This is a genomic window from Pseudarthrobacter sp. GA104 (genome assembly GCF_009741265.1).
In the GTDB taxonomy this organism is placed as follows: Bacteria; Actinomycetota; Actinomycetes; order Actinomycetales; family Micrococcaceae; genus Arthrobacter.
In genome coordinates this window covers 289,493-312,540 of sequence record NZ_WOWL01000001.1, presented here as the reverse complement: position 1 = coordinate 312,540, position 23,048 = coordinate 289,493, and the positions used below count along the sequence as shown (strand labels likewise).

The 23,048-nt window shown below is 62.9% G+C and carries 25 protein-coding genes and 1 pseudogene; 10 read left to right on the top strand and 16 right to left on the bottom strand.

Features of this window, described 5'->3' with window-relative positions:
* Positions 1 to 51: 51 nt before the first annotated feature.
* The 7 genes from GK109_RS01395 to GK109_RS01365 form a co-directional block, all read right to left on the bottom strand.
* On the bottom strand, positions 52 to 873 hold the full coding sequence (locus GK109_RS01395; RefSeq protein WP_157238412.1) for a fumarylacetoacetate hydrolase family protein: 822 nt from the start codon (positions 871 to 873) through the stop codon (positions 52 to 54).
* A 114-nt stretch (positions 874 to 987) separates the two neighbouring features.
* Positions 988 to 1,899 carry a CoA ester lyase gene (locus GK109_RS01390; RefSeq protein ID WP_231754782.1) on the bottom strand — a complete coding sequence of 304 codons (912 nt, stop codon included), beginning with the start codon at positions 1,897 to 1,899 and terminating at the stop codon, positions 988 to 990.
* A gap of 16 nt (positions 1,900 to 1,915) precedes the next feature.
* The gene (locus GK109_RS01385) at positions 1,916 to 2,227 is read right to left on the bottom strand and encodes a hypothetical protein (protein WP_231754781.1); all 312 of its coding nucleotides are present in this window, start codon (positions 2,225 to 2,227) and stop codon (positions 1,916 to 1,918) included.
* A complete protein-coding gene (locus GK109_RS01380; protein ID WP_157238411.1) occupies positions 2,224 to 3,303 on the bottom strand; it encodes a tartrate dehydrogenase in 1,080 nt (359 codons plus the stop codon). The genes GK109_RS01385 and GK109_RS01380 overlap by 4 nt, the downstream gene beginning before the upstream one ends.
* 35 nt (positions 3,304 to 3,338) lie before the next feature.
* Positions 3,339 to 4,286 (bottom strand): phosphoglycerate dehydrogenase, encoded by a 948-nt coding sequence (locus tag GK109_RS01375; protein ID WP_157238410.1) that lies wholly within the window; start codon positions 4,284 to 4,286, stop codon positions 3,339 to 3,341.
* 116 nt (positions 4,287 to 4,402) lie between these two features.
* The gene (locus tag GK109_RS01370; protein ID WP_197432381.1) at positions 4,403 to 5,779 is read right to left on the bottom strand and encodes a cation:dicarboxylate symporter family transporter; all 1,377 of its coding nucleotides are present in this window, start codon (positions 5,777 to 5,779) and stop codon (positions 4,403 to 4,405) included.
* A 93-nt stretch (positions 5,780 to 5,872) separates the two neighbouring features.
* Positions 5,873 to 7,039 carry a mandelate racemase/muconate lactonizing enzyme family protein gene (locus GK109_RS01365; protein WP_157238409.1) on the bottom strand — a complete coding sequence of 389 codons (1,167 nt, stop codon included), beginning with the start codon at positions 7,037 to 7,039 and terminating at the stop codon, positions 5,873 to 5,875.
* Between the two features lie 223 nt (positions 7,040 to 7,262).
* Between GK109_RS01365 and GK109_RS01360 the strand changes: the two genes are divergently transcribed.
* Positions 7,263 to 7,964, top strand: coding sequence for a GntR family transcriptional regulator (locus tag GK109_RS01360; RefSeq protein ID WP_157238408.1), 702 nt, complete (start codon positions 7,263 to 7,265; stop codon positions 7,962 to 7,964).
* Between the two features lie 288 nt (positions 7,965 to 8,252).
* On the opposite strand, the gene GK109_RS01355 is transcribed toward GK109_RS01360, so the two are convergent.
* The 5 genes from GK109_RS01355 to GK109_RS01335 all read right to left on the bottom strand — a co-directional run bounded on the left by GK109_RS01355 (position 8,253) and on the right by GK109_RS01335 (position 13,519).
* Positions 8,253 to 8,411, bottom strand: a complete 159-nt coding sequence (locus GK109_RS01355; RefSeq protein WP_157238407.1) for a hypothetical protein — start codon at positions 8,409 to 8,411, stop codon at positions 8,253 to 8,255.
* A 343-nt stretch (positions 8,412 to 8,754) separates the two neighbouring features.
* Positions 8,755 to 10,077: an NtaA/DmoA family FMN-dependent monooxygenase gene (locus tag GK109_RS01350; protein WP_157238406.1), complete on the bottom strand. Its 1,323-nt coding sequence runs from the start codon at positions 10,075 to 10,077 to the stop codon at positions 8,755 to 8,757.
* Between the two features lie 83 nt (positions 10,078 to 10,160).
* Positions 10,161 to 11,489: an NtaA/DmoA family FMN-dependent monooxygenase gene (locus tag GK109_RS01345; protein WP_157238405.1), complete on the bottom strand. Its 1,329-nt coding sequence runs from the start codon at positions 11,487 to 11,489 to the stop codon at positions 10,161 to 10,163.
* Between the two features lie 40 nt (positions 11,490 to 11,529).
* Positions 11,530 to 11,958: a flavin reductase family protein gene (locus GK109_RS01340; protein ID WP_255428796.1), complete on the bottom strand. Its 429-nt coding sequence runs from the start codon at positions 11,956 to 11,958 to the stop codon at positions 11,530 to 11,532.
* A gap of 82 nt (positions 11,959 to 12,040) precedes the next feature.
* Entirely contained in the window at positions 12,041 to 13,519 is a 1,479-nt protein-coding gene (locus tag GK109_RS01335; protein ID WP_157238403.1) for an MDR family MFS transporter, read from the bottom strand.
* 191 nt (positions 13,520 to 13,710) lie between these two features.
* Between GK109_RS01335 and GK109_RS01330 the strand changes: the two genes are divergently transcribed.
* Positions 13,711 to 14,334 (top strand): TetR/AcrR family transcriptional regulator, encoded by a 624-nt coding sequence (locus GK109_RS01330; protein WP_157238402.1) that lies wholly within the window; start codon positions 13,711 to 13,713, stop codon positions 14,332 to 14,334.
* A gap of 39 nt (positions 14,335 to 14,373) precedes the next feature.
* On the top strand, positions 14,374 to 15,081 hold the full coding sequence (locus tag GK109_RS01325; RefSeq protein WP_157238401.1) for an NADPH-dependent F420 reductase: 708 nt from the start codon (positions 14,374 to 14,376) through the stop codon (positions 15,079 to 15,081).
* Between the two features lie 82 nt (positions 15,082 to 15,163).
* Here GK109_RS01325 and GK109_RS01320 read toward each other — a convergent pair whose 3' ends face one another.
* Positions 15,164 to 15,556 (bottom strand): SDR family oxidoreductase, encoded by a 393-nt coding sequence (locus GK109_RS01320; RefSeq protein ID WP_157242503.1) that lies wholly within the window; start codon positions 15,554 to 15,556, stop codon positions 15,164 to 15,166.
* 257 nt (positions 15,557 to 15,813) lie between these two features.
* A complete protein-coding gene (locus tag GK109_RS01315; protein WP_157238400.1) occupies positions 15,814 to 16,548 on the bottom strand; it encodes an NADPH-dependent F420 reductase in 735 nt (244 codons plus the stop codon).
* A gap of 161 nt (positions 16,549 to 16,709) precedes the next feature.
* On the opposite strand from GK109_RS01315, the gene GK109_RS01310 reads away from it, so the two are divergent.
* The gene (locus tag GK109_RS01310) at positions 16,710 to 17,027 is read left to right on the top strand and encodes a helix-turn-helix transcriptional regulator (RefSeq protein WP_197432538.1); all 318 of its coding nucleotides are present in this window, start codon (positions 16,710 to 16,712) and stop codon (positions 17,025 to 17,027) included.
* A 315-nt stretch (positions 17,028 to 17,342) separates the two neighbouring features.
* Here the strand turns inward: GK109_RS01310 and GK109_RS01305 are convergent, their stop codons facing one another.
* Positions 17,343 to 17,591, bottom strand: coding sequence for a hypothetical protein (locus GK109_RS01305; RefSeq protein ID WP_157238399.1), 249 nt, complete (start codon positions 17,589 to 17,591; stop codon positions 17,343 to 17,345).
* Positions 17,592 to 17,711: 120 nt separating this feature from the next.
* Here GK109_RS01305 and GK109_RS01300 point away from each other — a divergent pair, with 120 nt between their 5' ends.
* The 6 genes and pseudogenes from GK109_RS01300 to GK109_RS01275 form a co-directional block, all read left to right on the top strand.
* Complete coding sequence (locus GK109_RS01300) at positions 17,712 to 18,500, top strand: NADPH-dependent F420 reductase (protein ID WP_370460304.1); 789 nt, start codon at positions 17,712 to 17,714, stop codon at positions 18,498 to 18,500.
* A gap of 87 nt (positions 18,501 to 18,587) precedes the next feature.
* Positions 18,588 to 19,277 carry an SDR family NAD(P)-dependent oxidoreductase gene (locus GK109_RS01295; RefSeq protein WP_157238397.1) on the top strand — a complete coding sequence of 230 codons (690 nt, stop codon included), beginning with the start codon at positions 18,588 to 18,590 and terminating at the stop codon, positions 19,275 to 19,277.
* Positions 19,274 to 19,567 (top strand): Dabb family protein, encoded by a 294-nt coding sequence (locus GK109_RS01290; RefSeq protein ID WP_104997670.1) that lies wholly within the window; start codon positions 19,274 to 19,276, stop codon positions 19,565 to 19,567. Before GK109_RS01295 ends, GK109_RS01290 begins: the two co-directional genes overlap by 4 nt.
* Before the next feature lie 46 nt (positions 19,568 to 19,613).
* Positions 19,614 to 19,781 (top strand): hypothetical protein, encoded by a 168-nt coding sequence (locus GK109_RS01285; RefSeq protein ID WP_157238396.1) that lies wholly within the window; start codon positions 19,614 to 19,616, stop codon positions 19,779 to 19,781.
* A gap of 190 nt (positions 19,782 to 19,971) precedes the next feature.
* Positions 19,972 to 20,340: a PfkB family carbohydrate kinase gene (locus GK109_RS22290; protein WP_157238395.1), complete on the top strand. Its 369-nt coding sequence runs from the start codon at positions 19,972 to 19,974 to the stop codon at positions 20,338 to 20,340.
* 305 nt (positions 20,341 to 20,645) lie between these two features.
* A pseudogene (locus tag GK109_RS01275) lies at positions 20,646 to 20,798 on the top strand (IS3 family transposase); the annotation flags it as partial.
* A 443-nt stretch (positions 20,799 to 21,241) separates the two neighbouring features.
* On the opposite strand, the gene GK109_RS01270 reads toward GK109_RS01275, so the two are convergent.
* Entirely contained in the window at positions 21,242 to 22,948 is a 1,707-nt protein-coding gene (locus tag GK109_RS01270; RefSeq protein ID WP_104997673.1) for a CocE/NonD family hydrolase, read from the bottom strand.
* Between the last annotated feature and the right edge of the window lie 100 nt (positions 22,949 to 23,048).

The window sequence follows — 23,048 nt, the reverse complement described above, 5'->3', positions numbered from 1 at the left end:
GACTACCGCGTCATTTGGCCGCGCGTTGGTGTCTTCTGGATAACGGTCCGATCAGACAAATTCTGCCCGGACCCTGTTGGAGATGCTCCCTACTCCTTCGACTGTCACGGTGATGGTGTCGCCGTCTTTTAGGAAAAGTTGGGGGGCTCTGCGGTATCCGACTCCGGATGGTGTGCCGGTGAGGATGATGTCTCCAGGCTCCAAGGTGGTGAATTCGGAGATGGTGGCGATGAGTGTGGGAATGCTGAAGATCAGGTAGGAAAGGTCGGATTTTTGTACGACTTCCCCGTTCAGGGTTGTGCTGATGCCTGCCCTACTAATGTTGGCTTCTGCAGGGGTGACGATGTATGGGCCGATCGGGGTGGTGTTGTCCCAGATCTTGCCCTGCAACCATTGGTGGGACTTGTTCTGGAAGTCGCGCATGGTCACGTCGTTGGAGACGCAATAGCCAAGGACGTGGTCCATGGCGTCCTGTTCGTTGATGCGGCGGCCTGTCTTGCCAATGATGACGGCGAGTTCGCCCTCAAAGTCGACCTGGGTGGATTCCGGGGGCAGGACGATGTCGTCCGCTGGTCCGATGAGAGTGGATGCGTATTTAGGGAAGAGGACGGGAAAGGCGGCCGTGCTGACCTCGTCGGCATGGTCTTTATAGTTCAGGCCCACGCACAGGATCTTCCCGGCCCGTGGTGACGCAGCGCGCAGGGTGACTTCCGAGACGCTAACCCGGGCTTCGGTCAGACGGGCGGCACTGGCAAGGAGATCAGCGGATGTTTCCGGTCCAACGTCGGCGAGCCCGGCGAGCGGGATGAGGTATTCGCCGTGGACTTCGCCGAGGTAGTGCTGACCCTTGTATCGGTAGTTTGCGTAGGCCATTTTTTCTCTTCCTGATCTGGGCTAACTGTTTTGGGCAAATGCGCGCAACGTGCGGGAGGTGAAGGTTGTTCATCATCAGCATCCGTGCCGCCTTCGGTTGGTTCGGCGCAGGCGCTAGCCTGCCGGCTGCACGGCGAGGGCTACCGCGAGCTTCATGATCTTTTCGGCGCGGCCCAGGCGGGGCAGGTCGGAGCCGTCGCGGATGACGCGGCCGTTGGCTTCGAAGTCGGCCATGAAGTCGGTGGCCCAGGCGACGTCGGACGGCGTGGGGCTGATGACCTCGTTGATGACGGGGGTCTGGTCGATGGCCAGGCAGAGTTTTCCGGTCATGCCCATCATCACCGTGATGCCGGTCTGCTCGCGCAGGATGGGGTGGTTGGTGCCAACGGTGGGGCCGTCGATGGGGCCCGGCAGGTTGCCGACGCGGCTGGCTACCACGAGCTTGGCGCGCGGGTAGGCCATCGCCTCTGCAGTGGCGGCCATGCCGGTGTCGCGGCGGAAGTCACCGGAGCCGAAGGCCAGGCGGAAGGCGCCCTGTGCCTTGGCGATCTGGTTGGCTTCCTCGATGCCGATGGCGGATTCCACCAAAGGGATGACGGGAGTCTTGCCGTCCATGCGGTGGAAGCTTTCGGTCACCTGGTCGGCGGATTCGGTCTTGGCCAGCATGACGCCAAGGAGGCCGGGGGTGCCGCGGAGGCCGGCGAGATCGTCTGCCCAGTACGGGCTCGTGGCGTCGTTGATCCGGACCCAGGCCTTGCCGCCTGCGGTGAGCCAGTCAATCACGTGGTTCCGGGCCTGGTCCTTCTGGGAGGGGTCCACGGCATCTTCAATATCCAGGATGATCGAGTCGGCGCGGGACTCGGCCGACTGGTCGAAGAGCTCGGGCTTCATGGCATTGACCAGGAGCCAGGAGCGGGCGATCTCTGCGGGGATATTGCGTTCGGGGGTGAAGTTTCGGAACGCATCAGTCAGTGCTGTGGAGGAGGTGTGTCCGGTGCTTTGGGGCATGTAAATCGGCTGCGTCATAGGTCTCCCTGCTAGGTCAGTTATGTGATGGTGCGGTGGATGTCATGCGGTAGCAGAGCCCGTCTTCGGCTTCTTCCGGGTCGACCCACACCTCGATCCCGCGTGCGGCTTCGTACATAGTGCGTGGTTGTGCGGCGTCGCCTGCGATCCAGAGTGCTGTGGAGTCTGGCATGGCATCATCGATGGTTCCGGTGCGGATGATCCTGCCGTTGTAACGGATCTGAACGGTGGCTCCGATTAGCCGGTTCCAATGGATGTATTGGCGGAGCATCATCCGCTCTCGGAAGGCAGGTCCCTGCTGCTCGCTGGGGCTGGTTGATGGTGTCATGGTGCGGTCAGGGCTGATGCCACGGCTTTGCCCAGTTCTTCAGTGGTGGCGATACCACCCATGTCCGGAGTCAGGGCATGTGATCCACGGGCCAGCACGGTTTCCATGGCGGTGGTGATGGCGGCCGCGGCTGCGGGTTCTCCGAGGTGGTCCAGCATCATGGCGGCGCACCAGATTTGTCCGATGGGGTTGGCGATGCCTTTGCCGGCGATGTCCGGGGCGGAGCCGTGGACGGGCTCGAAGAGGCTGGGGAATTTGCGTTCGGGGTTGATGTTGCCGCTGGGGGCGATGCCGATGGTTCCGGTGCAGGCGGGTCCGAGGTCGGAGAGGATGTCGCCGAAGAGGTTGCTGGCGACGACGACGTCGAACCAGTCGGGGTGCATGACGAAGTTGGCGGCCAGGATGTCGATGTGGTACTTGTCCACGTTGACGTCACTGAAGTCGTTGGCCATTTCCTGGACGCGTTCGTCCCAGTAGGGCATGGTGATGGAGATGCCGTTGCTCTTCGTGGCGGAGGTCAGGTGTTTCTTGGGACGGCTTTGGGCCAGGTCGAAGGCGTATTTGAGGATCCGGTCCACGCCGGTGCGGGTCATGACGGTTTCCTGGACCACGGTTTCGCGGTCGGTGCCTTCGAAGATTTTGCCGCCGATGCTGGAGTATTCGCCTTCGGTGTTTTCGCGTACGACGTAGAAGTCGACGTCGCCCGGGACCCTGCCGGTCAGGGGGCTGGGGACGCCGGGGAGGAGTTTGACCGGGCGGAGGCTGACGTACTGGTCGAAGTGGCGGCGGAACTGCAGAAGGCTTCCCCAGAGCGAGATGTGGTCGGGGACGACGTCGGGCCATCCGACGGCGCCGAAGAAGATGGAATCGAACTGGTTTAACTGGTCGAACCATCCGTCGGGGAGCATCTTCCCGTGCCTGGTGTAGTAGTCGGCCGAGGCGTAGTCGAAGTGCTCGTATTTGAGGTTGAGGTCGAAGGCTGAGGCTGCGGCGTCTAGGATGCGCAGCCCTTGGGGCACGACTTCGGTGCCGATTCCGTCTCCGGGGATGACTGCGATGCGGTGGGATTTCGACATCAGGATCCTTCTTCGTCGGTGAGTTGTGTTTGGTGTTAGCGGTCGACAGGGTGTGCCGGTTCGCGGTTTTCGAGGACGTCGATGACAGCCTGGGCTGCTGCCAGGCCGGCCCGCTCCCGTGCCTCGATGGTTTGTCCGGCGAGGTGGGAGGTGATGAGCACGTTGTCCAGGCCCCGGAGGGGGCTGTCGGTGGGCAGGGGTTCGGTCTCGAGCACGTCCAGGGCTGCTGCGGCGATGGTGCCGTCGTACAGTGCTTTGGCCAGGGCTTCTTCGTCAACGAGGGAGCCGCGGGCTGTGTTGATGAGAACGGCGGTGCGTTTCATCGCCTTTAGCCGGGGCGCGTCGATGAGTTTGCCGGTGCTTTGGCCTGCGCGGGTGTGCAGGGAGAGGTAGTCGGCCTCGCGAATGACGGTGTCGAGGTCGGTGAACTGGACCGAAGTGCTGTCGAGGTCGGGGTGGATGGTGCTGACCATAACGGTCATGCCGAGGGCGATGCCGAGGTTTGCGGTGGCGCGTCCGCTGGGGCCGTAGCCGATGATGCCGAGGGTGGAGCCGCGCAGTTCGTTGCCGGCTTCGCGGGGCCAGTGTCCTTGGCGTACCGCGGTCGTGACCTCCAGGAGGCGGCGTGCGGTCATGATGATCAGTCCGATGGTGAGTTCGGCGACGGAGTGGTGGTTTGTTCCGGGGGCGTTGCAGACCCTGATTCCTTGTGCGGCCGCGGCCTGGATGTCGATGGAGTCATACCCTACGCCGCTGCGTGCGATGACTTTCAGGGATGCGGCGCCGGTGAGCATGTCGGTGGTGACCGGTTCGCTGGCGAGGATCGCTCCGGATATGCCGTCGAACAACGAGCGGCGTTCCTCAATGGTCCGTGGGCCCCGGGAGGGTGCGTAGACGGGTTCCAGACCGTGTTCGCGCAGGAGCTGGTCAACGGTATCTCCCGGGTGGAGGTAGTCGGTGGTGATCAGGATGCGGGCGGCCATATGCAGGTGGGCTCCTAATTTGGTTCGTGCGGAGGCGCTGCCGTCAGCGGCTGTGGGTTTACGGTTCACACGGGGCAGGGCCGCCGCGGTGTGCGGCGGCCCTGCATGCTGCGGTGTTAGTGGACGTCAACCTTGTCCGCTTCCACAGCGGTCGGTGTCTTTGCTTCGATTTCCTTCTTCTTCTGGCCTGCGGCGTGCAGGGCTTCGCGGGCCTGTTCGGGGTCGTAGTCCTTCTCCCATTTGCCGACGACGACGGCTGCCATCACGTTGCCCAGGACGTTGATGAACACCCGTCCTTCGTTCAGGAGGCGGTCGATGCCGACGATGAGGGCGAGAGCGGCCAGGGGGATGCCGCCGACGGAGCTCAGGGTGCTGGCCAGGACGATGAATGCGCCGCCTGCAATTCCTGCGGTGCCTTTGCTGGTGAGCATCATGACGCCGACCATGACCAGCTGCTGTTCCCAGGAGAGGTCCATGCCGACGGCCTGGGCCAGGAACACGGAGGCCATGGTGAGGTAGACGGCGGAGCCGTCGAGGTTGAAGGAGAATCCGGACGGGATGACGATGCCGACGGTGGATTTTCCAACCCCCATCGCTTCGAGCTTCTTGATCAGCTGCGGAAGGACCGCTTCGCTGGAGCAGGTGCTCAGGGCGATCAGCAGTTCTGCCTTGAAGTACCGCATGACTGTGAAGATGTTCAATCCGCAGCTACGGGCGATGACACCCAGGACCACCAGGACGTACACGATGCAGGTTCCGGTGAACAGCAGGACGAGGTAACCGAGTTGCTGCAGGCTTTGGGTGCCGTAGTTGGCCACCACGGCGGCCAGTGCACCGAAGGTGCCGATGGGGGCAAGCCGCATGACCCAGTTGACGATCTTGAAGATGACCGTGGACAGGGCCTGGATGCCCTTGGTCAAGAAGGCGCCGGCTTCACCGGAGACATTCATTGCGGCACCGAAGATGATGGAGACCATCAGTGCGGCGATGATGGTGTGGCCTGTCAGGGCGCCAAACAGGGATTCGGGGATGATGTTGTTGACGAACTCGATGCCGTCGAAGCCTTCGCTGGCCTTGGCGGGAACTTTGCTGGAGTCCAGCTGGGACGGGTCGATGTTCATGCCGTCGCCGGGACGGAATACGTTTGCGACAACGAGGCCGATGAGCATCGACAGCAGGGACAGGGCGAGGAAGTAGCCCAGTGCCTTCACACCGATGCGGCCGGCCTTGCGCAGGCTGTCCATGGACGCGATGCCAAGGGAAACAACGCAGAACACCACCGGGATGACGATCATCTTCACCAGGGCGATGAACCAGTCGCTGAGCGGGGTGAGCTGTTTACCAACTTCGGGGAGGAGGAAGCCGACGGCGATGCCCAGGACGGCGCCCAGGACGACTTGAAACCAGAGTTCGCGCATCAGCCGGCCGAACCGGGAGCGCTGCCTGGGCGGGTGGGCGGAAAGTTGCGGGTTCTGCATGGTGTGGGACGACATCTTGGGTGCTCCTTTGCACGACAGACAGAGAAAATTTGAGAGGTGCGGTCCCGGGCAGTGATACTGCCCGGGACCGGGGCACTACCGGAGTGGTTAGCTGTGCAGTTCGCGCAGGACCTTGTAGAACTCGGCCTTACCTTCAAGCCCGATGCCCGGCAAATCGCCCGGGGCCACGCGGCTGTTGACGATGACAGCGTCGTCAGTGAAGCCGCCGGTGGGCTGGAACTCGCCCGGGTAGGATTCGTTTCCGCCGAGCTTGAGGGCTGCGGCGATGTGCAGGGAGAACTGGTGTCCGCCGTGCGGGATGCAGCGGCGGGAGGACCAGCCGTGCTGGGCGAGCATGTCCTGGATCCGGCGGTATTCGGTCAGGCCGTAGCTCAGGGCCGGGTCGACCTGGATGAAGTCGCGGTCCGGGCGCATGCCGCCGTAGCGGATCAGGTTGCGGGCGTCCTGGAGGGAGAAGAGGTTTTCTCCGGTGGCGATCGGGTTTTTGTAGTGCTCGGAGAGGGTGGCGTTCAGGGCGTAGTCCAGCGGGTCGCCGACTTCCTCGTACCAGAACAGTCCGTACTGGTCGATGGCTTTGCCGTATTCCAGCGCCGTCTCCAGGTCGAACTTGCCGTTGACGTCCACCATCAGGCGGGAGCCGTCGCCGTCGAGGACCTCGATCACGGCTTCGATGCGGCGGAGGTCTTCGGCCAGGTCGGCGCCGCCGATCTTCATTTTGACCACGTCGTAGCCCTTTGCCAGGAAGCCGCGCATTTCGTTCTGCAGGTCCTCCAGGCTCTTGCCGGGAGCGTAGTAGCCGCCGGCGGCGTAGACGAAGACGTCCTTGTCCGGGTTGCCGTCACCGTAGTGGTCCGAGATCCACCGGTATAGCGGGACGCCGGCGATCTTGGCGGCAAGGTCGTGCAGGGCCATGTCTGCAACACCGACAGCGACCGAGCGCTCACCATGGCCGCCGGGCTTCTCGTTGGACATCATCAGGTCCCACGCCTTTTCCGGCGAAAGCTGGCCGCTTTCGTCCAGAAGGTCCTCGGACGGGGCATCCATGATGCGCGGCAGGATGCGGTCTTTCAGGATGCCCGTGGCGTTGTAGCGGCCGTTGGAGTTAAAGCCGTAGCCAACCAGGGGCTTGCCGTCGACGAACACATCGGAGACGAGCGCGATGATCGTGCAGTCCATCTTGGTGAAGTCAATGAAGGCGTTCCGGATCGAGGAACTGATGGGGATGGTGCCAACGTGGGCGGAAACGATTTTCATCTTTGAAACTCTCCTACTTGGTGTCTTATTTCTTATAAGATCCTTGGTTGAAGTCAACCCGAGGTTGTAAGGGGCACGTAGCCCGTAGGGCGAATATCTTATAAGACCTGCACTCAAGGTTAGCGGCGGGTGACGGGCCGCACAAGTCTTCGGAGGGAATTTCTTATAAGATGTGGATGGGAGCAGGGCGGCTCCACCGTTAGTGAGAGATTTGGAGCTTCAGATGAGCACCACGAACGTCTTTTCCAGTAAGGGCAGTCTGGCGTACAGCGAACTACGCCAAATGATCCTCTCTGGCGGCCTTGCACCCGGCTCACGCGTCTCCCAGTACGAACTGGCGGACAAGATGCAGATGAGCATCACGCCCCTGCGCGAAGCGATCCGTCGACTCTCAAGCGAGGGCCTGATCATCATGGATACCCACCGGGACTCCCGTGTGGCTGACGTGAGCGCTGCAGAGGCCCGCGAACTGCTCGAAGTCCGACTCTCCCTGGAGCCGTCAGCGACCGAGCTGGCGGCACACCGCCGGACCGAAGCTGACATCGTCGCCATGCGGATTGCAGCGGAGAGATTGCTGCCGGTCACCCGGGTCTGGGGCGAGGACGCCATCACGGCACACCGCGATTTCCACCGGGCCGTCTACGCCGCCTCCCACAACACCAGCATGATCAAGCTCCTCGACGACCTGTGGGACAAGTCCGACCGCTACCGCCGCCTCGGCCTGGAACTTCCCTCCGGTGATGAACCCCGCACCATCGACCTTAACCAGCACCACCAGATCCTTGAACTTGTCGCCTCCGGCGATGGCCCTGGCGCAGCCGAACTCGCCCGGACCCACATCGCCAACAGCCTCACAGCCTCAGTAACCGGAGCCCTGGAGGAACGCGAGAACGTCCAAGGTGTAACCCTGGAGAACACTGCCTGATATTCGCCGATGTTCAGGAACAGGCTACTTCTAACTGCCCTTGTACCGCACGGACTATTCAGCCAGAGATGTAAAACCTCACGGAACTGGGCTACATCGACGGTGCCATTGAGTCTGGTGGAACGGTTGATCGCACGCCTGCGCTGAATTCCGGTCGTTAGCCCAGCGGAGCGATGTTGCCCCTGCTCATCGTTGACGCTGAGGCACCTTCCTGCCGGCAGCCATAAGTTGGCTTGGCGGTGACTTGTTTCGACATGGCCACCACCAGGCGAAAACGCGTCCCGAACGTCATACATGGGCTTCTTCAAGGAACAGCGGGAACAATGATGCCGTGCCCAACGTGATCCAGCGTCGATGGGAGTGCGGAAAGCGCTGGGAGTGCCTGAGGTTGAATTCGTAGGACCAGCGGGCGTAAACCTCGTCTTCGCGGCGAACATCTTCGATCACGCGGCCGGAACTTGTGGCGACTCTGATCCGTCCACGGCTGGGGTCAATTCAGGTTGTCCACGGCTGGAAGTTGGGAGCCGTTGGAGTAGCTCTCTGGCAACAGTAGCGGTGAAAAACTAATGAGAATTGCCCCCGGCTGTAGGTGGGCGGACTCGACTTCGAGTTCAAATGTAGATCAATTCCGGTTGTTCAGAGGACCCGGCAGGGGACCGTGTGTCAGCTTAGGGGTGCCTCAACTGGATGGAAACTCCGGGGCGAGACCGCCAATAACTTGGCCAGTCACTCCCGTTAGGCAAGAGGCGCACCACGAATCGTCGATCGTGAAGTCGGCGGGTGATCCGCATCACCGTGTCACTCGCGGGTCGACGCCATATTGGGCTGGGATGTTCAAATGATCGCGCAGGGTGGCGCCGTCATAGTCCCGATGGAACAGACCTCGGTCTTGGAGGATCGGCACCACGCTGTCGACGAAGGCATCGACTCCGCTGTCATAAATGTCCGGGGATACCCAGAAGCCGTCGACGGCGTCGGATTCGAACCATTCCTGCATGTGGTTGGCGGCTTCGGCTGCAGGACCGACGATGACGGGGTGGTAGTCGATGACGCCGTGCGCGAGTATGTCGCGGACGGTCCAGCCTTCACGCGCGATCTTCAGTGCGTGGATCGAGCGGGGGTCGGCCGGTGATGGTCGAGCTTCGGACAACTGCGCAGCGGAGAGTGGTTCATCTAGGTGTGCGGGATCAAGGTACAGGCCGAGCATTCTCCCGAGATACGCCGCGCGTTGAGGGAACGTTCGTCCGCTCAATGTGATGCGGCGATCGAGGCCTTCTCGCTTAGCGGGGGTGATCGTGGTCATCAGGCCGGCGAAGAACTTGATTTCGTCCGGGTTCCGTCCGGCACGTTTGGCCGCTTCACGGAACGCGGCGCGCTGTGCACGGGCATCGTCGATCGTGAAGGCCGCTCCGATGACGGCGTTGGCCCAGCGTCCGGCGAACTCGTGGGCGTTCGGACTGCCTCCGGCGTGGAAGATGACGGGTTGCCCCTGCTCGGACGGAGGAATGTACAGGGGCCCGCGGGAGGCGACGTGTTCGCCACCAAGGTTGATCGGTGCGACCTGCTCCGGGTCGGCGAAGCGGCCCGTGGCCTTGTCGTGCACCCAGGCGGTCTGGCCCCAGCTGCCCCAGAGGGCCTGCACGAGCTGGACGGTCTCGTGTGCTCTTCCGTAGCGTTCCGGGCTGGACGGAATATGTTGGCCGTAGTTGGCGGCGACGTCTTCGCCGCTGGACGTGACGGCGTTCCATCCCGTCCGTCCGTGACTTAGGACGTCGAGTGCTTTGAACTGTCGGGCAAGGTTGAACGGTTCGTTGAAGGTGGTGGAGCCGGTGGCGACGAGGCCGATATGGCTGGTTTCGCGGGCGATCGCTGCCAAGGTGACCATGACGTCGAGGTTGAAGTTGGGTGGCTCGTTCGCGATGTCGCCGACGTGGGTGGGGCCGTCGGGGAGGAACAGGAATTGGAGTTTTCCGCGCTCGGCGGCTTGGGCGTGCCGAACTTTCGCGTCGAAGCTCGTATAGCTTGTGGGATCGACTCCTTGGGCGCGCCAGGCGCCAGGCAGGTTTCCGTACCCGTTACCCAAGTGCAGGCCGATGAGCATCTGTCTGGTCATGATGTTTTCTCTCCGTGTGTAAATCTGAGCTGTCGTTGCTGTCGGGTGCGCTCTAGATGTGGGCTGTGTAGGCGGACCCGTTGTTAGGGAGTCTGGGGTCGGCGCTGCGGGCCGTACTGGTGGTCGACGCCGAGATTTTCGCGGAGTGTCTCGCCTTCGTACTCGGTGCGGAACAGGCCGCGCTGCTGCAGGATCGGAATGACTCCGTCGACGAAGGAGTCCATGCCCTCGGGAATAACACCGGGGATGACCCAGAAGCCGTCCGCGGCATCAGCTTCGAACCATTCCTGCAGGTGATCGGCGATCACCTCGGGGGGACCGATAGGGGAAGGGTGGTAATCGATGACGGCGTGGTGGAGCACCTGACGCACGGTCCAGCCTTCCTTGGCGACCTCAAGCGCTCTGGGCGATCGCGGGTCACCAGGATTTGCGTACGCAACAGCCAGCTGATCCGCACTCAACGGGGCGTCAAGGTCCCTTGGCCCCAACGGCAGGCCGAGAAGCTGGCCGAGATGGCGCACCTGCTGCTCGATGTCGGGCTCGATCAGCTTTCCGCGTCGAGCAAGAGCCTCCGCGTGGGTCGCCGCGATGGTGGGCATCACCCCGACGAAGAACTTGACGTCGTCAGGGCTACGACCGGCAGATTCGGCGGCGCGGCGCACTGCGGCGCGCTGGTGCCGAGCCTCCTCTATGGTGAAGACCTCACTGATCAGGATGTCGGCGTAGCGGCCGGCGAAGGCGAGGCTGTGCGGGCTCGTGCCGGCGTGGGCCATGACCGGCTGGCCCTGCTTGGAGGGCGGGATCTCCAGTGGGCCGCGGGAGGAGACGTAAGTTCCTCTGAGGTTCACGGGCGAGATTTTGGACAGGTCGGTGATCCTCCGGGACTGCTGGTCGCCAATCCAGGCATCCTCTTCCCAGCTCCCCCAGAGCGCCTGGACGATCTGAACGACCTCGTCGGCCCGGGCATAGCGAGTGTCACGGTCCTCGATCGCGCGCCCGAAGTTCGCGGCGGCCTGAGGTGAGGAGGTGGTCACGGCGTTCCAGCCCATGCGCCCGCCGGAAACGACGTCGAGGGACTTGAGCACGCGCGCGATGTTGTAGGGCTCCTGGAAGGTGGCGCTGACCGTGGTGACGAGACCGATCCGCTCGGTAGCCAGGGCGATGGCGGTGGCCACGATGGTCGGCTCGAGGGTCTGGTTCGGCGCGTGCGCCTCACTGCGCTGGGTCTGCGCGAGGAAGTCGCCGAGGAAAAGGAAATCGAACATGCCACGTTCGGCAGCCTGAGCGGCGCGCACCAGGACGTGAATGTTGTCGTAGTCGTGGAGATCGACCCCGGGTTCCAACCACGCGTACGGGCTGGCGCCGTAGGGAGTGGCACTTGCTGCGGCCAGATGCATCTTCTTACGGGACATCGTCTACTCTCTCTCGCGCTGGAGCACGGCGACCTGGCGGTTATAAAAGGTCAGGGGGGCTCATGTCGTCGTAGCGCTGGTGGTCGATGACTTCGAAGAGTACGAGCTCGTGGTCACCAGCCGGCACATGCTGGTGGGGCCGAACGACAAAGGTGGCTGCCGCCTGCGGCAGGGTGCGTGCCTGGGCGGTGGCGTGATCCAGAGTGATGCCGTCGAGCCGGGCGGGGCCGGACAAGCGAAGCTGAGACACGAGGGCGAGGTGGGACTCTCCCAGAATCGTGATACCCAACTCCTGCGCTCGGCGAAGCCGGGGCCAGGTGGTCGAGGTATGGGTAAACGCCATGGAGACGAGTGGCGGGTCCAGAGAAACGCTGGTGAAGGAGTTCGCGAGCATCGCCTCGTTCTGGCCGTGAACCTCGGCGGCAATAAGTGCCATCCCGGTGGGGTAGGCGGCGAAGGAGTGACGCATAGTAGCGGCTGATGAGGTTTGCATTGTCGATATCTTCCCTATCGGATGATCGCAGTTGTTTCGGAGCAGACGGGAGTGATGCTCAGTGCCCGACGGGCACCGGGGCGCCGCTGGAGGCGGGCTTGCGGATGAAGAACGCGAGCGGGATTGCGATGAGCGAGAGGATCGCGCCGCAGAGGAACGCGGCGTGGATGCCGTCGGCCGTGGCCGCGATAACGCTGGCCCCGTCTTCGATTCGCGGTGTCGATGTCGCGGTCATCACCGTGATAAACACCGCGATGCCGACCGCGCCGGCGAGCTGCTGTACGGTGCTGACGGTGGCGCTGCCGTGGGAGTAGAACTGCGGGCTGAGCGATGCGAGCCCCGAGGTGAACAACGGGGTGAACGCGAGGGCCAGGCCGATACTCAGCACGATGTGGGCGACGAGGACCGTGACGATGCTCGACCCAGCGCCCAGCGTCGTCATGAACCACAGCGCACCGCTGACGATGATCGAGCCCGGAACAACGAGCACGGTCGGGCCGGCCTTGTCATAGAGGCGCCCGACGAACGGCGCGAGGAACCCCATCACAAGTCCGCCGGGCAGCATCAGCAAACCGGTGGTCAGGGCGTCGAGTTCGAGCACGTTCTGCGTGTAGATCGGCAGCAGCGTGAGAGTGCCAAACAGTATGGTCGTGTAGATCGCGATCACCGCGATCGCGAGGGTGAAGCCCGAGCTTGCGAAGGTGCGCAGGTCAAGCAGTGCGCGGTCTCTGCGTTGCAGCTGCAGCTGGCGCAGGATGAAAAGCGCGATCCCTGCTGCGCCAATGGCGAGGGGCGCCCAGCTGGTCGGGCTGGAGATTCCGGCCTCGGTCTCGCCGATGTGACTGAGGCCAAAAACGAGCCCGCCGAAGCCGATGGCCGAAAGAACGACCGACACGTAATCGAGCGGGGTCTTGCGCGGCTCGCTGACGTTGGGGATGCGCAGGACCCCGGCCACGAGAGCGAGCACGGCGACCGGCAGCACGATGATGAACATCCAGCGCCAGCTCAGCGCACTTAGGATGAGGCCCGATACGGTCGGGCCGACCGCGGGGGCGACGGAGATCACGATCGAGATGTTGCCCATCACGCGACCGCGTCGCTCTGCCGGGACGAGGGTGAGCACGGTGGTGAAAAGCAGCGGGATCATGATCGCCGTGCCCATGGCCTGCACGACACGTGCGGCGACCAGGATCTCAAAGCCGGGCGCGATGGCCGCGATGAGTGTGCCGACACTGAACAACGACATGGCGCTGATGTAGATCGCGCGGGTACTGACGCGCTGCAACAAGAAGCCGGTGATCGGAATCACGACCGCCATGGTGAGGAGGAAGGCGGTGGTGAGCCACTGCGCCGCGCTTGCCTCGATGTCGAAACCGTCCATGAGGTGAGGAAGTGCGACGCTCATGATCGTCTCGTTCAGGATGACGACAAACGTTGATGCAAGCAGTACCCCGATTGCGAGCCGATTGCGCGCGTCGACCTCCTGCCGGTGAGTATGCGTCACCTGGGGAAGCGATGCGGTGGAGGTATCTGACATAGCTGCATTCCGTTCATTGAGAGGCTGATTTGGAGGCGACGACACCCGGTCATCACAGTGGGTCGACCGAGCCGGAATGTGGGGACATGCCATCGGTCGCCTGCAGTGTGCTCTATAGTGGAGAGTGTCTCCCATTAGGTGAACGACTATACGGAGACGCTCCCCGTTTTGTCAAAAGTGAGGCAACCGTTATGTCCAGGACCGCTACGAGCAGCGCCCGCGCCCCGCGGGCTGATGCCCGACGCAACCGAGATCACATCCTCGACACCGCCGAGCAGTACTTCTCCAAGCACGGAGTGGGCGGCTCGCTCGACGCGATCGCGAAACAAGCAGGCGTCGGCGCGGGAACCCTGTACCGGCATTTCCCCAACCGGGAAGCTCTGCTCGCGGCCTTGCTCGCCGCGCGCGATGAGGCGCTGATGTCCCGCCGGGACGAGCTCCGCACCCAGGCGGCTAACACGGCCGACGCCCTCGACGGCTGGCTCGAAGCGCTAACCGAGTGGGCAGCCGCGTTCGACGGGCTGCCCGACCCCCTCCGCGCTGCGGCGGCCACCAGCACATCCCCGCTCGCAGTTACGTGCGAAGGATTCATCACAACAACCGAGGAGTTCCTGCACGCCGCACAACGAGATGGAAGTGCCCGGAAGGAGATTCGGGCACGGGATCTCTTCTTGGTGGCACTGGCCACGAGCTGGGTCCGCGGAGCGGCTTTGGCCGATGGCGCATCCGCCGCGGCCCTGGCCGGTATCACCAGGAACGGGTGGGAACTGAACTCGTCCCACACAGGCGGGGTGTCAGCGACAACCGCCGACTAGAACGTCAAACCATTGAACGGTAGGCATTAGGAGAACACCATGAACCGAATCGGAATCATCGGCAGCGGATCGATCGGAGCCGCCATAGCCCGACTGGCCGTAAGGGCCGGCTACGAGGTCCTCATCGCAAACTCGCGAGGACCGGAGACACTTGCCGGCCTGATCGAAGAGCTCGGCCCTCGGGCGCAGGCCGGCGACGTCCGCGCCGCAGTTGAGTTCGGCGACATCCCGGTCCTGGCCGTGCCGCTGGCCGCCTACTCGAACCTGCCTGTGGAGGCCTTCGCCGGGAAAACGATCCTCTCGACCGGGAACTACTACCCCCACCGCGAAGGCCGCATCGAGCAGCTGGACTCCCTCGAGAACACGACCGCAGAGTACGAGCAGTCGCTCCTTCCGAACACGGTGATCGTCAAGGCCTTCAACAACATCCTCTTCCACCACATCCCGAACCTCGCGCACTCCACTCCCCGGACCGCGCTGGCAATCGCCGGTGACAACGACGAGGCCAAGACGCGGGTCGCGGCGATCGTGGACGCCCTCGGCTTCGACACCATCGACGCCGGAACGCTCGCTGAGTCATGGCGCTTCGAACCGGACTCCGGTGCCTACACCCCGATCTACGCCGCCGACCTGGAAGGCATGAAGCGGGACTACCTCGGGGACCCCGGAGCGCCTGTCTCCGCAGAACGCCTCGGGGAGCTACTCGCCGCTTCACACCGCCCCGACGTCGCCGCGCGACAGTTCTGACCGCGACTTACTCCACAGGCCGAAAAACACCTCTGGCACCCCGGGAGAGCGCCCCGACGCGGGACTTTCCCGGGGTTCCGGTCTAGTGGGCGGCGTAGCCGCCGTCGATGATCAGTTCCTCACCGGTGACGAATCCGGCCTCGTCGGACGCGAGATACAGGATGCCGTAAGCGATGTCTGATGCCTCGCCGATGTGCGGCGGCAGAATCGCGTTGGCGGCATCCGCAGCCTGTTCTTTGGTGACGCCATAGTTCTTGATGAGGTTCGTGTAAATGGGCCCCGGGTGGACGGAGTTCACCCGGATACTGTCACCGGCGAAATAGTTTGCCGCGTGCTTGGTCAGGGATCGCACCGCACCCTTTGAAGCCGAGTAAGCGGCGCTGGCCCCCTCGGCGGCAAAGAGCTGGGCGGTGGCAAGACCGATACCGCTGGCAGCTCCGGTGATGATGGCAACCTTGCCTTTTAAGCGTGACATGTGATGTTTCTCTGTTCTCTCAATATGGTCTCGCCAATGACGAGCCACGCGGCTCTATGGCCGCTCGTTTGTCGGCGGGGTCGCACTCGGATGCGTCCGGGCCGGGTTCCAGCCAGGAGATGAGCGCGGCATTAGGATCGCCGGCCAGGAATGTGGGGCGACGTCGAAGTGATCGGACGAAGGATCGTCCCGGAATCGTGCGAGGGCTTATGATCCGGCTAGCCGCAGCGCCCCCTGCCTATTCAGGCTCTCGAGATTCACTCGTGTGCCGAACGGTTGATAGCGACCGTCTCGTCTAACGAGGGCATTGCCTCGAGTGAAGCGAAGCGCTCGCCCAGCTGGTCACGCGTGATCGTCGCCTTGTCTTTCTCGGCCGCGGCAATAGCCTTGGCGAGGTCTTCCAGGCCGAGCTCGGTGCAGTAGGCCGGGGTGCCGGGCTGCTGGCGCCACGAGTCGGCAATTACGCCGGCGTCGAAGGGGTCAAAGCCGGTGTCGTCAACGAGGCCCATGACCGTCGCGCGAGCCTCGGCGGAGTCCGCAGCGACAGGGATTGCAATTCGGCCAGGAGATCCTGCGGGGAGTCCCTTGGTCTGCTGGGTACCGGGCAGTGTTGCATTCCATGCCTTCACCACGGGACGACCGAGCTGTTCCTGGCTCCATGCGCTTTCGACCTGACCGGCGTCGACGGCTGCTACCGGCCCGACCATGGATGGGTAGTAGTTCGATGTGTCAACGATGATCGCGTCCGCGGGTGCCTTGGTCAGCAGATCGGTGAGCTTGGGCTGGACGGAGAACGGAACCGACAGGATGACCACGTCACGGTCCTCCACTGCACTATCGAGTTCTACGGCATGTGCGCCCGCGGCGACGACCTCGGTGGCAATAGCCTCGGGTCCACGAGCATCGGCCACGTTCACATCGTGGCCGGCCTCACTCAATCGGCGTGCAAGGTTTCCGCCGATAGCTCCGGCGCCGATAACAGTAATCTTCATCTGGGTTCCTTTGTCGCAGGATCCCATGGAGAGCACCATGGGATGTACACTAAGTCATGTACATAAAAAAAGCGTAACACGATGTACGCGGAGACGTGTACATGATTTCGGTTACAGGGAGGAATGATGCTGTGGCAAGTCGCTTAGCAAACCCGTTGACCATGCCGGACGAACAAGACCTGGACCTGTTCGCGGTGATGTCTGCGCTCGTCGACCCCACCCGCCGCGCGATCGTGGAAATGGTTGCCGCAGCGCCTGGAGAGGCGTGCAGCAGGTCGGACTTCGGCGTTTCGAAATCGGCACTGACCCGGCACTGGCGCGTTCTTCGAGAGGCAGGCGTCATCAAGCAAGAAGCCCAGGGCAATCGGCACAGGAACTGGCTCCGCAGAGAGGAGCTCGACCGACGCTTCCCTGGTCTGTTGGACCTGGTAATCGCCGCGGACGCGAGTTCCAAGACCGATTCACCTTCGAGTCACTAAGAATCGCACCCGGAAGGCTCCATGCGCTGTTGCGCACGTGTCCCCTCCTGTGGGGGTTGTATGGCGCGCCCGCATTCCTAACGGCAAGCGAGTGGGGCTGCGGATGGCGACTGGCGCCTGGCTTCCGCTCTGGAGCGACTTGGAAATCAACAGCTTTTCGACGGCTACTGGTACCTTCGCGAGCTCCGGTCCGCGGAATTCTGAGGGTGGCGATGTCTTAAAGTTGCGTCTCAGCAAAAACTGTCTCAGGTTGGTGACCGTGAGGAGTTTGTCAGTCACAGTGGCCGAGTGAGACTTCTTGGATACACCCGATGTCTAGGTTGACGCTGCCGACGATGACGATATCCGGGGGTTGTAGCTTCTTTCTTTCATTGGTATTTCTCCTCGTTTTTGTGGAGGTCTGGTGTTGCCCAGACTTGCTCCGGCGATGCCGGGCACGCCGAAGTCGGAGCCGCTGCGTCCGGTGCCGGGCTCCTGGTTGATGGACTCGATGATCGCGCGCCGGGTGGGGTCGCTCAGCGCGGACACGGCAAAGAGGTTGAGATCCTCCTCAGGCGGGGTCATGAGGGTATTCGCCAAGCGACTGGCCGGCGTGGTTGCCCTATCCATCGGGTGGCGATCCATCCCAGACCATAGATGTACACATTTAGGCGTACATCTGCTAGGCTTCTTGTACACGGATGAGTGTACATCCGGTCCGCACCTGTCGTGTGGGACCAACCAACGAAGGAAACACCTATGAAGATCACAGTTATCGGCGCTGGAGCTATCGGCGGCAACCTCGCACGTCGTCTCAGCGAAGCAGGACACGACGTTCTCGTCGCTGACGCCCGCGGACCGGAAGTCGTCGCTGAAGAAGTCCTCGCCGCCGGCGCGCGTGCTGCCGAGATGGACGCCGCGGTCACGGACCGCGACGTAATCGTGCTGGCGGTCCCGTTCTCGGTACAGCGGGATCTCGCAGATCTCCTGGCCAGTGTGTCTAGGGACACGATCGTGGTCGACACGTCGAACTATTACCCCTACATGATGGGCCCGGTTGAGGCAGTAGACAACGGACAGATCGAGAGCGAATGGAGCCAGGAGCAGCTCGGGCGCCCCGTGGTTAAGGCATGGAATGCAGCACTCGCCGGTACCCAGCAGACCAAGGGACTCCCCGCAGGATCTCCTGGCCGAATTGCAATCCCTGTCGCTGCGGACTCCGCCGAGGCCCGCGCTACGGTCATGGGCCTCGTTGACGACACCGGCTTTGACCCCTTCGACGCCGGCGTAATTGCCGACTCGTGGCGCCAGCAGCCCGGCACCCCGGCCTACTGCACCGAGCTCGGCCTGGAAGACCTCGCCAAGGCTATTGCCGCGGCCGAGAAAGACAAGGCGACGATCACGCGTGACCGTCTCATCGAGTACTTCGGCTCTTTCGAGAAGATGCCGCCTCTGGACGAAACTGTCGCGATCAACCGCGCAGCACATAATTAGCGTCTGCCAAAAACAGGGCCAACATCAGGGGACGTCTATACAGGAAGGCCGTAATCATCACAGGAGCGGCCGGCGGACAAGGCAAGTTTGAGGCTAACCTCTTCGCCTTTAGGGCGCGAAGGTCGTCGCCACAGACCTCACGCGCTGTTAGAGAGACGGTCGCAGAGATCAAATGGAGCGGCTGGATCCAAGGCAGTCGTCGGGCTCAAGCACAACATCGTCACGGAGAGCGACTGCGTCGACTGCGTTCCAAAGGCCGCTGAGGCGTCCGGCAAGGTGGACACCCTGATCAACACCGGCCAAACACGGGATGTGTGGGACATCGACCCCGACGAGACGATCCGCATCCTCAACGTCAACATCCTCGGCACACCGCTCGGAAGCTGCGATGCCGAGATGAAGAAGAACGGCACGGGTTGGATCGTCAAGATCTTGTCTGCAGCCGGTCTCGTGGGAAATGTCAGCGGTGGCCCAGCGGCATTTTCGTCTACCAAGGATGCTCTGCGCGCGATCACGAAGAAGATCGCGCTGGACGTTGCCAAGGCCGACGTCCGCCTGAATACGGTCCGATCGCGGCTCACCCGCACCCCCATTATAGAAGCCATGTCGAAGGAAACCGCCGACGCGGTCCTCTCGAAGATCCCGATCTTCGGCGCCGATCCGATCGACATCACCTACCGCGTGCTCTTCCTCGCCGAGCCGCGGGTTCGTGACCGGAACCGACGCCGACATCATCATCGACGGCGGCCACGCCGCCCAGTAAAGGAGACACCATGATCCGACACATCGTTTTATTCCGCGTCATCGAAGGCACACCGGCGAAGCGCGTGCAGGAGGCCATCGATCGACTTGAAGCACTCGTCGGTGTCATCCCCGGCCTGCGCTCTTTAAAGGCAGGCATCGACATAGGTATCGAAGGAAACTTCGACTTCGGCCTCGTCGCCGAGCTCGATGACCGCGCCGCCCTGGAAGTGTTCTCGGCCGACCCCACCCACATGGAGGTGGCCATGTTCATCCTCGAGTTCCGCAAAAACACCGACATTGCCATCCTCGACCTCGAGATTTAACAACGCGGGGCCCCCGAACTAGCGGTTCGGGGCCCCGCTTGTGGCGATGGCAGACAAGGCGGGTTTCGGATCCCAGCAGAACTGTGACAGAACTTCGCCCGCAACTGCCGAAAACTCGATCGTCGTCGTCAGCGAGGCCAACGCGACGGTGAGTCCCCACAGCGTCACGGAAGCAGCCGAAGCTGCCGCAGAAGCAGCCGAAGTGCTCGCCTGAAGTGCCGCTGGACGTAATTCGCAGAGCTGCGCAGCGGTCGAGGGGGATCTTTGTGCTCAACCCCGCGCGGGCCCGAGCGCTCGACACGGAACTCCTGGTGCTGGTGCGATGTGATGTTCGTTAACGAAGGCGCGTTCGAGGTCATCTTCGGCCAGCGCGTCCCAGAGAACCCGGCTCTGCTTGGGGGGCCATGGCCGGACGAAAGGCGCCGACCTTCCTCGTCGTAACTCTCGGAGGTCGAAGCGCCCTGATCTGGCTCAGCGGAGAGTCGACCCAGATCCCAGCGCCCTCGGTGAATGTGGTGGACACCACTGGCGCCGGCGACACTTTCGTGGGAGTCCTCGGTAACGCCCTGACCAAGGGCGAGTCCCTCCTCATGCCGCGAACAGGGCGGTCTGCCAGGCGTCCCTCTCGACGCAGTCCCTCGGTGCAACCTCTGGCATGCCCACGGCCGTCGTCGTCCGCGAACTCCAGGGAGAACCCGCCCCTGTCTACGACCAGTGAGAACCAGCGCTCAGGCTGTTACGCCGTTTCCGGGAAGGTACACCTTGCCAGCTAGCATCTGGGCTGGGGCAACTCGTCGATATCGTGGTCCTTGCTGCCCTCTCGGTGGACCTTTCTCTTCCCCCCATGTAGATTCCGTCAAGCCATGGCGACATCCGGATATGGGATAACGACGACCCCGGCACGGAAACGCTCATTCCAACCTTGCTTGCCGGGTGTACGAGGAGACGGTCTCTCTGCTAATCGTGTATCACGAGCAAGGAGGGCTTTCGGTACACCGAAGCGACGGCCCGCTGCGGGGTGAGAGTCTTTTTCGCCGCCTTGTTCGCTCTTGTTCGCCTCTCGGGGATCCGGCACTGCACCACCGTCCCCGGCCCGGCCGCGGCAAGGATCCCGGACATCCTGGGCCGGGACTTCACTGCTTCGGCCCCGAACCAGCGCTACGTCGGGGACATGACCTACCTGCTGATCAAGGGCTCCAAGCCGTGGTACCTAGCCACCGTCATCGACCTGTACGCCTGAACGCCTCCAGCGCGTCCCGCCGTACCGGCCCACGTTCGCGGACCCGTATCGGAAGCACCTGCCCAGCCGCCGGGCGACCGAGCCCAGGGCCGGTTCAACAGCTCCTCCGCGAGACCCCTGAGCTGGGCTACCAGGGCAGCGGGAACCAGCTGACCCCGTACCTGAACCAGGGCCGCACCAGGATGAGCGTCCCGGACCTCTTACCCCGCCTTGCCTTCCCGCCTCCCTCTAAGCAGACCGGACAGGCTCACCGTCGGACAGCAAGAGCGCCTCGACCAGCTCGCCGCCTCCTGCCCGGCGATCACCGCAGGGCTCAGCCTGGTCCAGGCGTTCGCCGCTCTTTTGGAGCCCAACGAGGCCAATCCCACCACCGCATCCTCCTCGCCTGAACGACGTTGGGCTCCACCACCGAAAGCGTGCCAGGGTAGCAAACTTTACTGACCCTCGCGGTTGGCCAATACGTTCTCCGGTCCACTGGGGACGATCGGGAGAATGATTCGCGAGGGACGTTTGCGGTCGTGGTAGAGCCGCTGCTGTGCGACGCGGATGGAAGTGCCCTCAGTCACGGGTTCCCCGGTGTTGAGGTTGCGGTCCCAGCGGGGGAAATTGCTGGAAGTCACCTGCACGCGCAGGCAGTGGCCCGCCTTTATAACGATGGAGGTCGACCACAGGTCGACATCGACCTCGTCGACACGCTCCGATTCGGTATGCACACGTGTTATCCCGTCGGTGATATTGCGCGATATGCCAGCCGCGTCGACCTCGCACAGCCGCACTACCCAGTCGGTGGAGGGACCGTCCGTGGAGGCGAAGATGGTTGCGCGCACGCGTCCGGTGATCTCGAGGTCAGCCTCAAGCGGATCGGTGGTGAAAACCAGAACGTCGTCACGGGCCTCCACGACGCGCTGGTCGAATGGGCCTGCGGGGAAGTCGGAGGCCATTTGGATGCTTCCACCTCGGGTGATGACGGGGTCAGCCGGGTCGTAGGTGAAGCCCGACCCGGCCTCGTCAAGCTCGGGCACTGACCATGTCAGAGTCTTGTCCTCGTTGAGATACAGCGCCGTGTCTTTGGCCCGTGCGAGCGGCCAGTCCTCTTCGGACCTCCACTGGTTCGTACCCATAACGAAGATCAGGACACCGGGTTCGTGTGCGTGGGTGGCGGGCATGTCCTTTAGCCAGTGGTCGTACCACTCTCGCTCGATATCAGTGACCGTCTGTCCGCCCGGGGTCTGGGCGGAAAGGCCGAAGTTGATTTCACCGACCTGGCCTCCATTCCAAGGCGATGAGAGGCTGCCATGGTGCCAGGGCCCGATTACGAGGCGAGCGGTACGGCCGCGTGCCCGCAGGCCGACGTAGTTGTCGATGTCTCCTTGCAGAAAGAGGTCGTACCAGCCCGCGAACCCCAAGGTGGGAACGTCTATATCGTCGTACTTGCTTGAGACGCGTGTGTCCTCCATGGTTGTGGGATCCGCCAAGGCTCGGGTGACCCCGAGGTCCGGCTGACCTGTCGCCGCCAGCGCCGCAGGGGCACCTGCCGGTAGCTGCCAATACGTGCGGGTGGCGAGAGCGTCAAGGTCGGTGAACGTCGTCCCCAACTGCCTCATCATTGCGTCGGCCTCGAGCCCGGCCTTCGGGATCTGGCCCAAGGCGGTAAACAGTCCCCAGAAAAGGTTGTTTCCGAACTCGATCGCCCCGCCTCGGAACAGTAAGCCGTTGTCCGGGTCGGCGAAAGTTGTGGCAGGGACGATGGTCGCCAGATGTGGGGGACGGGCAATCGCGGCGCTCCACTGGGTGCTGCCGAGATAGCTGGGGCCAAACATGCCCACCCTGCCGTTGCTGCCCGGTAGAGAAGCCGCCCATTCAACGGTGTCGTAGCCATCCTCGCGTTCGTGTTGCAAGGGATGCCACTCGCCGTCGGAAGTGAAGCGACCCCTGGAGTCCTGCGTGACCACCATGTAGCCAGCTCGCACCAACGTCCTGACGTCGAGCTGGCCGGTCTCCATCAAATTCTTGTCGTAAGGGTGGCGGGCAAGAAGAACAGGGAAAGGACCTTCTCCCTCAGGGCGGAAAACGTTTGCTCGCAAAATGGTGCCGTCGCGCATCGTGGCGGGAACGTCAAGTTGAAGGGTGATTTCATGCATGTGCTTGTCCTTCTGAAGTCGACCGCATCCACTACGATCCCGTTTCGGGGTCGTGGGCGGCTAGTTTATGAATGGTCGAAGCGATACCGCGACATCTTCG

Coding starts and splice junctions, on each gene's coding strand:
- GK109_RS01380 (WP_157238411.1), bottom strand. CDS start 3,303: ATGTCGAAATCCCACCGCATCGCAGTCATCCCCGGAGACGGAATCGGC.
- GK109_RS01350 (WP_157238406.1), bottom strand. CDS start 10,077: ATGACCAGACAGATGCTCATCGGCCTGCACTTGGGTAACGGGTACGGA.
- GK109_RS22290 (WP_157238395.1), top strand. CDS start 19,972: ATGGCCGGACGAAAGGCGCCGACCTTCCTCGTCGTAACTCTCGGAGGT.
- GK109_RS01320 (WP_157242503.1), bottom strand. CDS start 15,556: ATGTCACGCTTAAAAGGCAAGGTTGCCATCATCACCGGAGCTGCCAGC.
- GK109_RS01315 (WP_157238400.1), bottom strand. CDS start 16,548: ATGAAGATTACTGTTATCGGCGCCGGAGCTATCGGCGGAAACCTTGCA.
- GK109_RS01330 (WP_157238402.1), top strand. CDS start 13,711: ATGTCCAGGACCGCTACGAGCAGCGCCCGCGCCCCGCGGGCTGATGCC.
- GK109_RS01365 (WP_157238409.1), bottom strand. CDS start 7,039: ATGAAAATCGTTTCCGCCCACGTTGGCACCATCCCCATCAGTTCCTCG.
- GK109_RS01310 (WP_197432538.1), top strand. CDS start 16,710: ATGCCGGACGAACAAGACCTGGACCTGTTCGCGGTGATGTCTGCGCTC.
- GK109_RS01360 (WP_157238408.1), top strand. CDS start 7,263: ATGAGCACCACGAACGTCTTTTCCAGTAAGGGCAGTCTGGCGTACAGC.
- GK109_RS01340 (WP_255428796.1), bottom strand. CDS start 11,958: ATGCGTCACTCCTTCGCCGCCTACCCCACCGGGATGGCACTTATTGCC.
- GK109_RS01290 (WP_104997670.1), top strand. CDS start 19,274: ATGATCCGACACATCGTTTTATTCCGCGTCATCGAAGGCACACCGGCG.
- GK109_RS01335 (WP_157238403.1), bottom strand. CDS start 13,519: ATGTCAGATACCTCCACCGCATCGCTTCCCCAGGTGACGCATACTCAC.
- GK109_RS01305 (WP_157238399.1), bottom strand. CDS start 17,591: ATGACCCCGCCTGAGGAGGATCTCAACCTCTTTGCCGTGTCCGCGCTG.
- GK109_RS01385 (WP_231754781.1), bottom strand. CDS start 2,227: ATGACACCATCAACCAGCCCCAGCGAGCAGCAGGGACCTGCCTTCCGA.
- GK109_RS01285 (WP_157238396.1), top strand. CDS start 19,614: ATGGCAGACAAGGCGGGTTTCGGATCCCAGCAGAACTGTGACAGAACT.
- GK109_RS01345 (WP_157238405.1), bottom strand. CDS start 11,489: ATGTCCCGTAAGAAGATGCATCTGGCCGCAGCAAGTGCCACTCCCTAC.
- GK109_RS01395 (WP_157238412.1), bottom strand. CDS start 873: ATGGCCTACGCAAACTACCGATACAAGGGTCAGCACTACCTCGGCGAA.
- GK109_RS01325 (WP_157238401.1), top strand. CDS start 14,374: ATGAACCGAATCGGAATCATCGGCAGCGGATCGATCGGAGCCGCCATA.
- GK109_RS01390 (WP_231754782.1), bottom strand. CDS start 1,899: ATGACGCAGCCGATTTACATGCCCCAAAGCACCGGACACACCTCCTCC.
- GK109_RS01270 (WP_104997673.1), bottom strand. CDS start 22,948: ATGCATGAAATCACCCTTCAACTTGACGTTCCCGCCACGATGCGCGAC.
- GK109_RS01370 (WP_197432381.1), bottom strand. CDS start 5,779: ATGTCGTCCCACACCATGCAGAACCCGCAACTTTCCGCCCACCCGCCC.
- GK109_RS01375 (WP_157238410.1), bottom strand. CDS start 4,286: ATGGCCGCCCGCATCCTGATCACCACCGACTACCTCCACCCGGGAGAT.